At 65.8% G+C, this 14,346-nt stretch carries 16 protein-coding genes; 9 read left to right on the plus strand and 7 right to left on the minus strand.

The window, feature by feature from the left end; genetic code table 11:
* Positions 1–12: 12 nt before the first annotated feature.
* Complete coding sequence (locus MKK62_RS24330) at positions 13–420, minus strand: hypothetical protein (protein ID WP_240263342.1); 408 nt, start codon at positions 418–420, stop codon at positions 13–15.
* Between the two features lie 334 nt (positions 421–754).
* Here MKK62_RS24330 and sucB point away from each other — a divergent pair, with 334 nt between their 5' ends.
* The 5 genes from sucB (at position 755) to MKK62_RS24355 (ending at position 5,983) form a co-directional block, all read left to right on the plus strand.
* Positions 755–2,524 (plus strand): 2-oxoglutarate dehydrogenase, E2 component, dihydrolipoamide succinyltransferase, encoded by a 1,770-nt coding sequence (gene sucB / locus MKK62_RS24335; RefSeq protein WP_240263341.1) that lies wholly within the window; start codon positions 755–757, stop codon positions 2,522–2,524.
* A 22-nt stretch (positions 2,525–2,546) separates the two neighbouring features.
* A complete protein-coding gene (locus tag MKK62_RS24340; RefSeq protein ID WP_240263340.1) occupies positions 2,547–3,455 on the plus strand; it encodes a TIGR01777 family oxidoreductase in 909 nt (302 codons plus the stop codon).
* Between the two features lie 94 nt (positions 3,456–3,549).
* Positions 3,550–4,224, plus strand: a complete 675-nt coding sequence (lipB, locus tag MKK62_RS24345) for a lipoyl(octanoyl) transferase LipB (RefSeq protein WP_240263952.1) — start codon at positions 3,550–3,552, stop codon at positions 4,222–4,224.
* 30 nt (positions 4,225–4,254) lie between these two features.
* On the plus strand, positions 4,255–5,202 hold the full coding sequence (gene lipA, locus MKK62_RS24350; RefSeq protein ID WP_240263339.1) for a lipoyl synthase: 948 nt from the start codon (positions 4,255–4,257) through the stop codon (positions 5,200–5,202).
* A gap of 28 nt (positions 5,203–5,230) precedes the next feature.
* Complete coding sequence (locus tag MKK62_RS24355; RefSeq protein ID WP_240263338.1) at positions 5,231–5,983, plus strand: DUF4191 domain-containing protein; 753 nt, start codon at positions 5,231–5,233, stop codon at positions 5,981–5,983.
* Positions 5,984–6,148: 165 nt separating this feature from the next.
* On the opposite strand, the gene MKK62_RS24360 is transcribed toward MKK62_RS24355, so the two are convergent.
* Entirely contained in the window at positions 6,149–6,619 is a 471-nt protein-coding gene (locus MKK62_RS24360; protein ID WP_240263337.1) for an RDD family protein, read from the minus strand.
* Between the two features lie 194 nt (positions 6,620–6,813).
* Between MKK62_RS24360 and glnA the strand changes: the two genes are divergently transcribed.
* On the plus strand, positions 6,814–8,250 hold the full coding sequence (gene glnA, locus MKK62_RS24365; RefSeq protein WP_240263336.1) for a type I glutamate--ammonia ligase: 1,437 nt from the start codon (positions 6,814–6,816) through the stop codon (positions 8,248–8,250).
* Between the two features lie 167 nt (positions 8,251–8,417).
* Complete coding sequence (locus MKK62_RS24370) at positions 8,418–8,768, plus strand: hypothetical protein (RefSeq protein WP_240263335.1); 351 nt, start codon at positions 8,418–8,420, stop codon at positions 8,766–8,768.
* Between the two features lie 17 nt (positions 8,769–8,785).
* Here the strand turns inward: MKK62_RS24370 and MKK62_RS24375 are convergent, their stop codons facing one another.
* Together MKK62_RS24375 and MKK62_RS24380 are read right to left on the minus strand one after the other, a co-directional pair.
* Complete coding sequence (locus MKK62_RS24375; protein ID WP_240263334.1) at positions 8,786–9,238, minus strand: DUF732 domain-containing protein; 453 nt, start codon at positions 9,236–9,238, stop codon at positions 8,786–8,788.
* Between the two features lie 2 nt (positions 9,239–9,240).
* Positions 9,241–9,588 carry a DUF732 domain-containing protein gene (locus MKK62_RS24380; protein WP_240263333.1) on the minus strand — a complete coding sequence of 116 codons (348 nt, stop codon included), beginning with the start codon at positions 9,586–9,588 and terminating at the stop codon, positions 9,241–9,243.
* A gap of 199 nt (positions 9,589–9,787) precedes the next feature.
* Between MKK62_RS24380 and MKK62_RS24385 the strand changes: the two genes are divergently transcribed.
* Together MKK62_RS24385 and MKK62_RS24390 are read left to right on the plus strand one after the other, a co-directional pair.
* Positions 9,788–11,242: an aldehyde dehydrogenase family protein gene (locus tag MKK62_RS24385; protein ID WP_240263332.1), complete on the plus strand. Its 1,455-nt coding sequence runs from the start codon at positions 9,788–9,790 to the stop codon at positions 11,240–11,242.
* Between the two features lie 17 nt (positions 11,243–11,259).
* Positions 11,260–11,655 carry a DoxX family protein gene (locus MKK62_RS24390; RefSeq protein ID WP_240263331.1) on the plus strand — a complete coding sequence of 132 codons (396 nt, stop codon included), beginning with the start codon at positions 11,260–11,262 and terminating at the stop codon, positions 11,653–11,655.
* On the opposite strand, the gene MKK62_RS24395 is transcribed toward MKK62_RS24390, so the two are convergent.
* From MKK62_RS24395 to MKK62_RS24405, 3 genes are read right to left on the minus strand one after another with little or no spacing between them, the layout of a single operon-like run.
* Positions 11,652–12,764: an epoxide hydrolase family protein gene (locus MKK62_RS24395; protein ID WP_240263951.1), complete on the minus strand. Its 1,113-nt coding sequence runs from the start codon at positions 12,762–12,764 to the stop codon at positions 11,652–11,654. The genes MKK62_RS24390 and MKK62_RS24395 overlap by 4 nt on opposite strands.
* Before the next feature lie 33 nt (positions 12,765–12,797).
* Positions 12,798–13,658, minus strand: coding sequence for a TIGR03619 family F420-dependent LLM class oxidoreductase (locus MKK62_RS24400; RefSeq protein ID WP_240263330.1), 861 nt, complete (start codon positions 13,656–13,658; stop codon positions 12,798–12,800).
* Positions 13,655–14,293, minus strand: a complete 639-nt coding sequence (locus MKK62_RS24405; RefSeq protein WP_434084994.1) for a PaaI family thioesterase — start codon at positions 14,291–14,293, stop codon at positions 13,655–13,657. Before MKK62_RS24405 ends, MKK62_RS24400 begins: the two co-directional genes overlap by 4 nt.
* Positions 14,294–14,346 lie beyond the last annotated feature (53 nt).

Consider the following 14,346-nt stretch of genomic DNA (forward strand, 5'->3'; position numbering starts at 1 on the left):
CAAATTAACGATTTACAGCGGCGGCGCGTCCGAGCGTGGCCGCCATTCCGAGATCTTCGTCGGCTGCTGCAGGGTCTTGACAGTGCCGGCCCCGACCGCGTGAATTTGCATACCGCCGCGAATCTCCTCGGCCAGCGCGGTGACCTCTTCGGGCTCGATAAACCGGTACCGCGTCAACAACTCGGCGCGGTTGATGCCGAGATTGGCCGCAGCCACCCGCAAGTTATCGGCGGTGATCAGCGTTCCCTTGTCCAATTGGTCGTAATAAGTCGAACGCGGGAGTTCCATCGCGGTCCAGATCTCTTCCCTGCTCAGTGAGCGACCTGCCAGGTAGGAGAGCACGGTGGCAAGTTCCTTGCCGCTGTCATCGGGATACACGTCGAACAAGATATCCAAGTTCTCGGCTTTCCGGAATGCCATTCGCGTTAAAAGCCGATTATTGGGCGCTTTTCGGGTAACGCACATCCTTTACTTCGGATCGAAAGTCCGGTTTATCGGACGTCACAATGTCTGTGGCCTTCTGGTTTGCTCTCAGCAACGGTGCGATTGAGATTTGTCTCACACACGCCGCCGCGTGTCCGCTGCATCGCGGCAGTGCGAAACGACCGTCAGAGCTCGCCCTGGATGTGTACCGACGTGGCCGCAGTGACAGGATGGTTTCGGTAATCCGGGCTGCAGCTTCGGTACACCACACTGTGGTAAGCCAGAGGTCGAACTGCGTCCACCGACTGATCAATCGAGGAGTCGACTTCACATGGCCTTCTCAGTGCAGATGCCGGCGCTCGGTGAGAGCGTTACCGAGGGAACTGTCACCCGGTGGCTGAAGCAAGAAGGCGACGCGGTCGAGGTCGACGAGCCGTTGCTGGAAGTGTCCACCGACAAGGTCGACACCGAGATTCCTTCGCCCGCAGCGGGTGTGCTGACCAAAATCGTTGCCCACGAGGACGACACCGTCGAGGTCGGCGGCGAGCTCGCCGTGATCGGCGACGCATCCGAAGGCGGCCAGCCCGCCGAGCAACCGGCACCCGAGCCGGCGGCCCCCTCGGCACCCGAACCGCAGGCCGCCCCCGAGCCGGAGCCGCAACCCACGGCTGAACCACCGGCTCCTGCCGCGCCGGCCGCCAGTGAGCAGGGAGCAAGCGCAGACTCGCAGCCGGTGCTGATGCCCGAACTGGGCGAGTCCGTCACCGAAGGCACGGTCACCCGCTGGCTGAAGAAGGTGGGCGACTCCGTCCAGGTCGACGAGCCGCTGGTCGAGGTCTCCACCGACAAGGTCGACACCGAGATCCCGTCACCGGTGGCGGGCACCCTGCTCAGCATCACTGCCGAGGAGGACGTCACCGTCTCAGTCGGCGGTGAACTTGCCCGAATCGGCACCGGCGCACCCGCACCGGCACCCGCCGCAGCTCCCGCTCCGCCCGCGCCGCCGGCTCCGCCCGCGCCTCCCGCCCCACCGGCGGCCCCGGCCCCACCGGCAGCCCCGGCTGCGCCGGCGCCCCCTGCTCCCGCCGCGCAGCCCGCACCCGCGGCGCCGCAACCGGCAGCCGAAGCCGCACCGACTACCGACGGCACCCCTTACGTCACTCCCCTGGTCCGAAAGCTGGCCGCCGAGAACAACGTTGACCTCGGCTCGCTAACCGGAACCGGGGTCGGCGGTCGCATCCGCAAGCAGGATGTGCTGGCCGCCGCCGAACAGAAGAAGCAGGCCGCCTCGGCGCCGGCTCCTGCGGCAGCCGCCCCGGCGCCGGCCCCGGCCGCCCCGAAGCCGAGCGCCCCGACGCCCGCGCCCGCGCTGGCCCACCTGCGCGGCACCACCCAGAAGGCCAGCCGGATTCGCCAGCTCACCGCGAAGAAGACCCGGGAGTCGCTACAGGCCACCGCGCAGCTGACGCAGACCCACGAGGTCGACATGACCCGCATCGTCGCGTTGCGCAACAAGGCCAAGAATGCCTTCGCCGAGCGCGAGGGTGTGAACCTGACGTTCCTGCCGTTCATTGCGCGGGCTGCCATCGACGCGCTGAAGGCGCACCCGAACATCAACGCGAGCTACAACGAAGACAGCAAGGAAATCACCTATTACGACGCCGAGCATCTCGGCTTCGCGGTGGACACCGAGCAAGGCCTGCTCTCCCCCGTGATCCACAACGCGGGCGACCTGTCGCTGGCCGGACTGGCCCGCGCCATCGCCGACATCGCCGCCCGCGCCCGCTCCGGTGACCTGCGGCCTGACGAACTGTCCGGCGGCACCTTCACCATCACCAACATCGGAAGCCAAGGCGCCCTGTTCGACACGCCGATCCTGGTTCCGCCGCAAGCGGCGATGCTGGGCACCGGCGCGATCGTCAAGCGGCCCCGCGTGGTCGTCGACGAGACCGGCAACGAGTCGATCGGCGTGCGGTCGATCTGCTACTTGCCGCTGACCTACGACCACCGGTTGATCGACGGTGCCGACGCCGGTCGATTCCTTACCACCGTCAGGCATCGGCTCGAGGAAGGCGCATTCGAGGCCGACCTGGGTCTTTGAGGCCGCCGGGGATACTCGACTCGTGGGCTCTACCGTCGCGATCGCAGGCTCGTCCGGCCTGATCGGTTCGGCACTCGTCAACGCGCTGCGCGCCGCCGACCACCAAGTGCTGCGCATCGTGCGGCGAGCGCCGGCGCATGCCGGAGAGCTGCACTGGGACCCCGACAGCGGTGAATTCGACGCCGGGGCGCTGAGCGGCGTCGACGCGGTGGTGAACATGTGCGGCATCAACGTCGGCCAGCGTCGCTGGTCGGGTGCGTTCAAGCAGAACCTGCGCGACAGTCGCATCACCCCGACCGAAGTGTTGTCCAACGCGGTCGCCGACGCCGGCGTCGGCGTGCTCGTCAACGCAAGCGCGGTCGGCTACTACGGCAACACCAAGGACCACGCCGTCGACGAGACCGCTTCGGCGGGAACGGGTTTCCTGGCGCAACTGTGCGTGGACTGGGAAGCTGTCACCGCGCCCGCCCGCGACGCCGGCACCCGGGTGGTCCTGGCCCGCACGGGCGTGGTGTTGGCCGCAGCGGGCGGCGCGTTGCGTCAGCTGCGGCCGCTGTTCTCGCTCGGGCTGGGCGCCCGGCTGGGCAGCGGCCGGCAGTACATGTCGTGGATCAGCTTGGAGGACACCGTCCGGGCGCTGCAGTTCGCGATCTTCGACGAGCGGCTGTCGGGGCCGGCCAACCTCACCGGACCCGCTCCCGTCACCAACGCCGAATTCACCACGGCCCTGGGCCGGGCGCTGAACCGATCGACCCCGCTGATGGTGCCTGGGTTCGTGGTACGCGCCGCGCTCGGCGAGTTCGCCGACGAGGCCCTGTTGAGCGGGCAACGCGCCATTCCCGGCGTCCTGGAGCGGACCGGCTTCGAATTCCACCACAACACCGTCGGCGAGGCCCTGCGCTACGCGACGGCGAAGGGCTCCGCGGAATAGTTCTCGCCGCTGCCAGCCTGTCACCAGCTTCGGGTTGTACCGTCGCTGTGTGAGTTCGATCCGTTCGAGCACCGCCGCCATCGACGTCCGGCAGATGGCCACCGTCGACTATCGGGTCGCCTGGCAACTGCAGCAGGAGTTGGCCGATTCGCGGGTAGCCGGTGGCATGGATTCGCTGCTGCTGCTCGAACATCCGTCGGTGTACACCGCCGGGCGGCGCACCGCCGCCGAGGAGCGGCCGCATGACGGCACGCCGGTCGTCGACACCGACCGCGGCGGCAAGATCACCTGGCACGGGCCGGGCCAGCTGGTCGGCTATCCGATCATCGGGCTGGCGGAGCCGCTCGACGTGGTCAACTACGTGCGCCGCATCGAAGAAGCCCTGATCAAGGTCTGCACCGACCTAGGCGTGCAGGTCGGTCGGGTCGACGGTCGTTCCGGGGTGTGGCTGCCGGCCGGGCCCGGTCAGCCGGCGCGCAAAGTCGCCGCCATCGGGGTACGGGTGTCACGCGCAACGACGCTGCATGGCTTCGCGCTGAACTGTGACTGCGACCTCGACGCCTTCCAGGCGATCGTTCCCTGCGGTATCAGCGATGCAGGAGTGACGTCTTTGTCGGCCGAACTGGGCCGGCGGGTGGGCGTCAACGACGTGCGGTCAGCAGTCGCCGAGGCGGTCTGCGATGCCCTCGACGGGCGGCTGGCAGTTGCCGTGCATCCCTGCGCAACGCCGGAGCACGCCATCGCGCGCGCATCGTCCTCGGACCGCTGAGCAACCCGCCGCGCGCGTAGCATCGTCTTCGTGACCGTCGCCCCAGAAGGTCGGAAACTGCTGCGCCTGGAAGTGCGCAACGCGGAAACCCCGATCGAACGCAAACCGCCGTGGATCAAGACCCGGCTGCGGATGGGACCCGAGTACACCGACCTGAAGAAGCTGGTCCGCCGCGAGGGCCTGCACACCGTGTGCGAGGAAGCCGGCTGCCCGAACATCTACGAGTGCTGGGAAGACCGCGAGGCCACCTTCCTGATCGGCGGCGAAGTCTGCAGCCGCCGCTGCGACTTCTGCCAGATCGACACCGGCAAACCCGCGCCGCTCGACCGTGACGAACCGCGACGGGTCGCCGAAAGCGTGCAGGCGATGAGCCTGCGCTACTCCACGGTCACCGGGGTGGCCCGCGACGACCTACCCGACGGCGGCGCCTGGCTGTACGCCGAAACCGTGCGCGCCATCAAGCAGTTGAACCCCTCCACCGGCGTCGAATTGTTGATTCCCGACTTCAATGGCAACGCAGACCAGTTGCGCGAAGTCTTCGAGTCCCGGCCAGAAGTGTTGGCGCACAACCTCGAAACGGTGCCGCGCATCTTCCAGCGAATCCGTCCGGCCTTCTCCTATCAGCGCAGCCTCGCGGTGATCACGGCCGCGCGCGACTTCGGTCTGGTGACCAAGAGCAACCTCATCCTGGGCATGGGCGAGACGCCCGACGAGGTGCGCGCGGCGCTGACCGATCTGCACGAGGCCGGCTGCGACATCGTCACGATCACCCAGTACCTGCGCCCGACGGCGCGGCACCATCCAGTCGATCGCTGGGTGCACCCCGACGAGTTCGTCGACTACGAGCGATACGCCGAGCACCTGGGATTCGCCGGGGTGCTGGCCGGTCCGCTGGTCCGCTCCTCGTACCGCGCCGGCCGGCTGTATCAGCAGGCCCATCAGCGGCGGTTCGAGACGCCGACCGCACAGCCGGGCTGACACCGGCGTTTGCGTATTCTTGGCGATTATGGCCAAATCCCGCAGCGCCAAGCCCAGCAAGGCCGCCCGCGCCGAGGCGAAAGCCGCTCGCAAGGTGGCCAGCAGAGAACGTCGTAGCCAGCTGTGGCAGGCGTTCAACATCCAACGCAAAGAGGACAAGCGGCTGCTGCCATACATGGTCGGCGCGTTCCTGCTGATCGTGGTGATCGCGGTGGTGATCGGGTTGTTCGCCGGTGGTTTCTCGGCGGTCTCGCTGCCCATCCTCGGCGTCGTGCTCGGCGCGCTGGTGGCATTCATCATCTTCGGCCGGCGCGCGCAGAAGTCGGTGTACGGCAAGGCGGAAGGCCAAGCCGGCGCGGCCGCCTGGGCGCTGGACAACCTGCGGGGCAAATGGCGGGTCACCCCCGGCGTCGCCGCCACGGGTCACCTCGACGCCGTGCACCGGGTGCTGGGCCGGCCCGGCGTGATCCTGGTCGGCGAGGGCTCGGCGGCACGGGTCAAACCTCTTCTCGCGCAAGAGAAGAAGCGGACGGCTCGGCTGGTCGGCGACGTGCCGATCTACGACATCATCGTCGGCAACGGCGACGGCGAGGTTCCCCTCGCCAAGCTGGAGCGTCACCTGACCAAGCTGCCGTCGAACATCACCGTCAAGCAGATGGATTCGCTGGAGTCGCGGCTGGCCGCGCTGGGCTCGCGCGCTGGCACCGCCGCGATGCCCAAGGGCCCAATGCCCGGCGGCGCCAAGATGCGCGGCGTCCAGCGCACGGTTCGTCGGCGCTGATTCCTGACACGCCCGAAATCAGCGCCGCGACGATGCAGGGGGTCCTGAGGAGGAGCGGCGCCCGAAATCAGCGCCGCGACGATGCAGGGGGTCCTGAGGAGGAGCGGCGCCCGAAATCAGCGCCGCGACGATGCAGGGGGTCCTGAGGAGAAGCGGCGCACGGTACTAGCGCCGCACGACAGCGGTTCCGGTGACCCGGTCCTGTATCCCCCGCCCGTCGACGTCGACGAACAACGCCGGGATGACGAACGCGATCAGGACCCCGCGCACCGCGGCCCGGCCCAGGCCGACGTTCAGCCGTCCGTCGACCGACGCCACCCGCAATCCGAGCGCGAATTGCCCCGGGGTGAACTGAAACAGCCGCACGGCCACCACTCCCAGCACCAGCCAGGTCGCTAGCACGACCGCCGCTCCGGCCTGCCCGTAGAGAAACTGTCGACTCGTCATCAGGCCCGCGGTGACGGTGAGACGGGCCAGGCCGTAGGCGATGAACCAATCGACGAGCAGCGCCACCAGCCGGCGGCCCAGGCTTGCCAGCGCGCCTGAACCACTTTCCGGCAGGCCGAGCGATTGGCCCGGATAGGCGTCTGCTTGCGCCGCCTCACCGGTTTGAGGGGGTCGGTCGCCGGGCGTCATCTCTCCAGAATAAGGTCAGCTGTGGCCAGGCACCGAGGGGCTACATGCTGCTAGTTAACGTGGATGTAACACGAGGTTTGACTCGGCAACATTGCGTCCTTAGCGTCTGACCGGGCTTTCAATTACGGCCACGTAACAGAAAGTTCATCAGCGACCACAGTGGTTCGAAGCTCGCAGCAAAGGAGAGCGCTTCGGTGTCCGAAAACACGGCCGACGACATCATCAAACTGGCCAGGGACGAGAACGTCGAATTCGTCGACGTCCGGTTCTGTGACCTGCCAGGCATCATGCAGCACTTCACAATTCCCATTTCGTTCTTCGACGAGAGCGTGTTCGAGGAAGGCCTCGCGTTCGACGGCTCCTCGATTCGCGGATTCCAGTCCATCCACGAGTCCGACATGCTGCTCCTCCCCGACCCGGACACGGCGCACATCGACCTGTTCACCCAGGCCAAGACGCTGAACCTGAACTTCTTCGTGCACGACCCGTTCACTCTCGAGCCGTACTCCCGCGACCCGCGCAACATCGCCCGCAAGGCGGAGAACTACCTCAAGAGCACAGGCATCGCCGACACCGCCTACTTCGGTGCCGAGGCGGAGTTCTACATCTTCGACTCGGTTGCGTTCGACTCGAAGATCAACGGAACCTTCTACGAGGTCGACGCGATTTCCGGGTGGTGGAACAGCGGCGAGCCCACCGAGACAGACGGCAGTCCGAACCGCGGCTACAAGGTCCGCCCCAAGGGTGGCTACTTCCCTGTCGCGCCGGTCGACCACTACGTCGACTTGCGCTCGAAGATGCTGCAGAACCTGATCAAGGCTGGCTTCTCGCTGGAGAAGGGCCACCACGAGGTCGGCACCGGCGGCCAGGCCGAGATCAACTACAAGTTCAACACGCTGCTGCACGCGGCCGACGACATGCAGTTGTACAAGTACATCGTCAAGAACACCGCTTGGCAGGCCGGCAAGACCGTCACGTTCATGCCCAAGCCGCTGTTCGGTGACAACGGCTCGGGTATGCACACCCACCAGTCGCTGTGGAAAGACGGCAACCCGCTGATGTACGACGAGACCGGTTACGCCGGGTTGTCGGACACCGCTCGCCACTACATCGGCGGCCTGTTGCACCATGCCCCGTCGCTACTGGCGTTCACCAACCCGACGGTGAACTCCTACAAGCGTCTGGTCCCTGGGTTCGAAGCGCCGATCAACCTGGTCTACAGCCAGCGCAACCGCTCGGCTTGTGTCCGCATCCCGATCACCGGCAGCAACCCGAAGGCCAAGCGCCTGGAGTTCCGCTGCCCCGACTCGTCGGGTAACCCGTACCTGGCGTTCGCGGCGATGCTGATGGCCGGTTTGGACGGCATCCGGAACAAGATCGAGCCGCAGACTCCGGTCGACAAGGACCTCTACGAACTGCCGCCGGAGGAGGCTGCGAACATTCCGCAGGCCCCCACCCAGCTGTCGGCAGTAATCGACCGTTTGGAAGAGGACCACGAATACCTCACCGAGGGCGGCGTTTTCACACCCGACCTGATTGACACGTGGATCAGCTACAAGCGGGAGAACGAGATCCTGCCCGTCCAGGTCCGGCCTCACCCGTACGAGTTCGCGCTCTACTACGACGTGTAAATACGGTCGCAGTACGCAGAAAGCCCCAGCCATCCCGGCTGGGGCTTTCTTGCGCTACCAGCAAACCCACAGCAGGTTCGTACCTGCTCAGACGGCAAATCTTGCTGGTCCAACTTAAGTTGAACGCAAATCCGGCTAACCAGTCAGGAGGGTTGACTATGTGCACCATGGCATCTGTTCAACGCGGCTTCACCATCACCGCGATCGCCTCGGCGTTCGCACTGGCGTCAAGCCCTGTCGCGGGCGCCAACGTCCCGGGCTGCCTACCGCTGAACGGCGCCCAACTGGTCGCCAGTAGCCACGAAAACGCCAACTTCGGCATCACCTTCGACAGCACAGTGACGTACTGGTACCAAGACGGTGCAGTCAACTGGCACAAAACCCTCGACGGCGGCGAACTCAACCTCACACACGACAACACCACCGGCACCGTGCCCGCAGCGCCGGGGAGCACCGAAACCATCCCCGGCACCGGCGGCAGTAAAAACCAGATCATGGTCACCGTCTGTAACCAATGATCGGCGCGGTCCTCGACCTACGTCGGTTGACGTATCCCCACCGAAGGACCGTGCGCGAAGAAGCCGACGTCGTCGCTGACGTACGGATCGGTGAGATGGCTCGGGCAATAGACCTCCGACGAGACCGCGATGAATCTGACCGCGGTCCTGTGCACCCGACCGGCCTGGGCGCGCAGGCTCGGGTCTTCGTCGTAGATGCCGTTCATCTCCTCCTCGACCACGGCGTAGACCGAGGTGCCGCTGTTGAGTTCTTTGCAGATCTGGTGGGCCCGGGCCACGAGAGCAGGCAAGTTGTCGATCATGGGAACTTGGTCAGCTTCGAGCAGCGCCACAAATTGATCCTGCTGTTCCTGTGGGCTCGGATCGGCGCTCGCCGGGCCAGCAGCCAGGTTGGCCGCGAGAAACAGTGCGGCCGTCGTCAAAGCCACTGCGCGACTGGTGATCCGGGGAACCAGCGGTGGCGAGAGCATGATCAGCAGTGGGCGGCCCAGCACCGCTGGTTGGGGCAGTAGACAGCTCGGGCGATGTTCACCATGGCGCCGACGTCGTGCACGTGGATGTCGTCGGGGTCCAGGTTGGCGTGGATGCTGTTGGCGATCTGTTGCGGAGTCCATCCCCAGCCGAGGTCGTTGCAGACGAGGTACGCCGTCCCGATCAACGCCTCCTCGTGGCCCGGCGGCCACGTCAAACCGGAGCCGCGAAGTTGGTTGAGGTAGTCGTCGTCTCTGGGGCCGGCCTGTGCAACGGCTGCAGTGGTGACCAAGGCGGCGCCGGCGACGATCGGGATGACGAGGCTGACCAGCCAGCGGGGTGTTTGCATCGGCGTGCACTTCCTTCACTGATCGACGTTGATGTGCCGTCAGTCTGCGGTAAACACATGAAGAATAGTGAAAGCTGGGAAAAAGCTTTGTGTTAACCGGCCAGCGCAGAACACGTCTCGGACCATGGTCCATCCCCGAACCGATCGGGTATCGTCAGCGATGCTAAGCAGGTGCTCAGCAATCGGTGGAAGGGATCAGATGGCGCTGCAGACAATTTTGGACGACCTCCGCGACCGGCCCGGCACGGGCGACGTCATCGCGGTCATCGACCCCGCGACCGAAGAGACGATCACTGAATTCACCGACTGCGGCGAAAAGGCGGTCGAAGAAGCCGCCGCACGGGCCAAGGCCACGTTCGAATCCGGTGTCTGGTCGCAGCTTCCCGGCCGCGAGCGGGCCAAGGTGCTGTGGAAGATCGCAGACCTGATCGACGAGCACGCCGACGAGTTCGCCCAACTCGACTCGCTGAACACTGGAATGCCGCTGATGCAGGCCACCCTGCAAATGTCGACGGTTTCGGAGTTCTTCCGTTACTACGCCGGCTGGTGTTCCAAGCTCAACGGTGTCGCCTACGACGTCAAGACGGACGGCATCGCAACGGATGCCTTCGTAGACATGCACGCCTACACGCTCAAAGAGCCCTACGGCGTGGTCGGCCTGATCTTCCCGTGGAACGGCCCGATCTTCAACGCCAGCGCCAAACTCGCTCCCGCGTTGGCGGCCGGCGGCAGCCTGCTGGTCAAACCCGCCGAGGAGACACCACTTTCGGCCGTGCTGCTCGACCGGCTGGTCCACGAGGCCGGTGTCCCCGACGGCGTCGTCAACCTGCTCACCGGCTACGGCCACACCGCGGGCGCGGCGATCACCGCGCACCCCGACGTAGAAAAGGTCGCCTTCACCGGCTCGACCGAGGTCGGGAAGGAGATCGTGCGCGCATCGGCGGACAACCTCAAGAAGGTCACCCTCGAACTCGGCGGCAAGTCGCCGGTCTTGATCTTCGACGACGCCGACCTGGACAAGGCCATTTTGATGGCGTCGCTGGGCATCTTCGTGCACTCCGGGCAGGGCTGCGTCTGCGGGTCGCGGATCTTCGCCCAGCGCGGCGTGTACGACCGTGTGGTGGAAGGCATTTCGATGATGGCCAACACCTTCAAGCTGGGCGCGCCCAGCGAGGAGGGTTGCGTCAGCGGCCCGTTGATCAGCCAGAAGCAGTTGACCCGCGTGATGGGCTTCATCGACGAGGGTAAAAGCGAGGGCGTCGAGGTGGTCACCGGCGGGCACCGGCTGGACCGCAAGGGCTACTTCGTGCACCCGACCGTGCTGACCAACGTCGACCCGGCCATGCGGCTCTACCGGCAGGAAATCTTCGGCCCGGTGGTCACCATCCTGCCGTTCGACGACGAAGACGAGGCCATCGCCATGGCCAACGACACCACCTATGGCCTGGCCGCCACCGCCTACACCGAGAACCTCAGCCGCGCCCATCGGCTCGCCAAGCGTATGCAAGCGGGCAGCGTACAGGTCAACTGCCAGTTGGTCTTTGACCACGACGTACCGTTCGGCGGCTACAAGCAATCCGGCTGGGGACACGAATTCGGCAAAGAGGGCATCGACATCTACTTGAAGACCAAGTCGGTCTGGATGCAGCTCTAGGCACGTATCCTCTGCGCATGGCGCAGACTCTCGAGGCCCGGTTGAACGCGTATCGGCCGATCGCCCTATCGGTGTTTCGGGTGATCTTCGGGCTGTTGTTCCTCACCCACGGCCTGTCCGGTGTGATCGGTTGGCCCGCGGCCGGTCACGTTGCGCTGGTTGGACAGTGGCCCGATTTCTACGCCGCCTGGATCGAGCTGGTCACCGGTGCGCTGATCGCGCTCGGGCTGTTCACCCGTCCCGCGGCATTCGTGGCGAGCGGCGAAATGGCATTCGCTTACTTCACCGTTCACTTCCCGCACGGGTTCTGGCCGATCAACAACCATGGCGAAGACTCGGTGATGTTCTGCTTCGCGTTCCTGCTGCTCGTATTCACCGGCGGCGGGCCCTACGGTCTGGACCGCCGGCGCTAACGCAGCGTCGTGAAAAACGCGCGCACGTCGTCGACGTACAACTCCGGTTGCTCGAAGGCGCCGAAATGCCCGCCACGCGGCATCGTCGTCCAGTGCGTGATGTTGTAGGCCGCCTCGCACCAGCTGCGCGGTGTCCGCAAGATCTCCTTCGGGAACGAGGCGACCCCGGTGGGCAGGTCGACGTGGCCGTCGCTGACGAACTGGTTGAAGCTCTCCCAGTACAGCTTCGCCGACGAGGCACCGCTCCCGGTAACCCAGTACAGCATCACGTTGTCGAGCAATTCGTCCTTGGTGAAGACGTTTTCGGGATGCCCGTCACAATCGGACCAGGCCCAGAACTTCTCAACCACCCACGCCAACTGCGCCACCGGTGAGTCGACCAGGCCGTACCCCAGTGTCTGCGGTCGGGTGGACTGCTGCTTGGAGTAGCCGGTGCCCCACTTGCGGTGTTCGGAATACGCGGCCAGCGCCTGCTGATCGTCATCGCTGAATTCCGCGTCCTTCACAGGCTTGGCGATCGGCATGTTCAGGTGAATTCCCGCGCAGCGTCCGCCGTTGCGGCCGATCTGCGTGGTGACCGCCGCGCCCCAGTCGCCACCCTGGGCGCCGTAGCGGTCGTAGCCGAGCCGACCGATCAGCGTCTCCCACGCCTGGGCGATCTTGTCGACACCCCATCCCGTGCGGGTGGGCTTGCCGGAGAACCCGTAACCGGGCAGCGACGGGCAGATCACGTGGAAGGCGTCCTCGCCGCGCCCGGACGGGGGGTCGACCAGCGGCTCGATCACCTTGTGGAACTCGACCACCGAACCCGGCCAGCCGTGGGTTATCAGCAATGGCAGCGCGTCGTCATGCGGCGAACGCTGGTGGATGAAATGGATGTCCAGCCCGTCGATTTCGGTGAGGTACTGGTCGAAGCGGTTGAGCGCGGCCTCCCGCGCGCGCCAGTCGTAGTCATTGGCCCAGTACTCGGCCAACCGGCGGGTGTAGTCCAGCGGGATGCCCTGGCTCCAGTCGGCGACGGTCTCGGGTTCCGGCCATCGAGTGCGCGCCAAGCGCTCCTGCAGATCATCCAGAACAGCGGCGGGAACGTCGATGCGGTACGGCCTGATTTCCGTCATGGCCTTCATCATGCAGGCCGACGCTCAGCCGTCGAGGCCGAGGTCCTTGCGGAACCGTTTCATGCCGTCGATCTTTTGCGACAACGTCGCCAGCGGGCCCGAATAGAACATCCACGGCATGGTCAGAATCCCGGAAATACCGGCCTGCTCCGCCCGCCGGTAATCAGCCGAGGTGAAGGCGTCGGTCAACGGCGTCAAGACGGTGAAATCGTCCATGCCGAGCCCCTTTTCGGCCCGAAACGCACGGATCCGATCAGTCGCCGCGATCGCCCGCTCGGTGTCGATCAAATCGCCGATCCAGCCGTCGTTGCGCGCTGCGCGCCGCAGCGCGATGTCGCTGAGGCCGCCGACGTAGATCGGGATTCGCGGCGGCGTGGGCTGCATCTCCAGCTTCGGCGTTTGGTAGAACTCGCCGTCGAACTCTGTCCAGTCGGGCGACCACAGCGTCCGCATCAGGTCGAGCATCTCGTCGGTGCGTCTGCCCCGCTTGGCGAACGGTTGCTCCATCAGGTCGAACTCTTCTTCGCACCAGCCGACTCCGACGCCGAGTTCGACGCGGCCGTCGGCCAGATATGCCGCAGTGCCAATGGCTTTGGCCGCCGAATACGGGTTGCGCATCGCCGGAATGTAGACCGTGGTGACGAACCGCAGCCGGCTCGTCACCTGCGCGAGCGAGCCGACCAGCACCCACGGGTCGGGCCATTCGGTGAAGGGCTGCCAACGGCGCTGCCCGTCCTTGGTGTAGGGGTACGGGGTTTTCAGCGTTTCCAGGTTGACCACGTGGTCCGGGATCGCCATCCCGTCGTAGCCAAGATCGTCGGCCACCTTGGCGATTTCGACGATTTCTTTGGTGTCCAGGAACGCGCTGCTGACGTAGAACTTCATTCGCCCACCCGCGCCCATGCCGGGGTGATGAATATCCCCTCGGCTTCGACGGTCACCCCGTCGGTATCGGAAAGATGGCCGGAGACAAACGATTTGACCCCTTCGGTACGTTCGACCGCGGCCTCTGCGCGGAGCCTGCCCAGCGGCGTGCCGCGGACGAAACGCAGGGTGAGGGTGCCGGTGAACAGCGGCTTGGTCAGCCCCGCGCTGGCCGCCTCGCCGAGGACGTGGTCGAGCACCAGGGCGCACACACCGCCGTGCACCCAGCCCGGTGGACCTTCGTAGGCGGCGCCGAGCGTGAACTCGCTCCAGCAACTGGACCCGTCGTCGCCGTGCTGGATGGTCAACGGTGGGGCGACCGCATTGCGCAATCCGATCGCCGCGTTGTTCCATACGACTGGCCGTCCGCCGACCGCATAGCGCACCGTCTGAGTCGGGTCGCGTTGCCGGCGGCGCAGCGCGTCGGCCGCGGTGCGGATTGCTTCTCGTGCAGCGTCAAGCGAGGCGGGATCGGCGTCGGTGTCCAGCACCGCCTCGATCAGGTCGCGCACGTCCTGGGTCAGTGGACCATAGAGTGCCGCGAGTCGATCGTGCTCGTCGGCGCTCATCGCCTCGTAGGAGATCCTCGCGTCCAAGCCCGCTCCTGGTAGCTCGTGGCGGGCTGTGTCAGTAGCCGACCGTTACGTCT

The sequence above is a fragment of the Mycobacterium paraterrae genome (assembly GCF_022430545.2).
In the GTDB taxonomy this organism is placed as follows: domain Bacteria; phylum Actinomycetota; class Actinomycetes; order Mycobacteriales; family Mycobacteriaceae; genus Mycobacterium; species Mycobacterium paraterrae.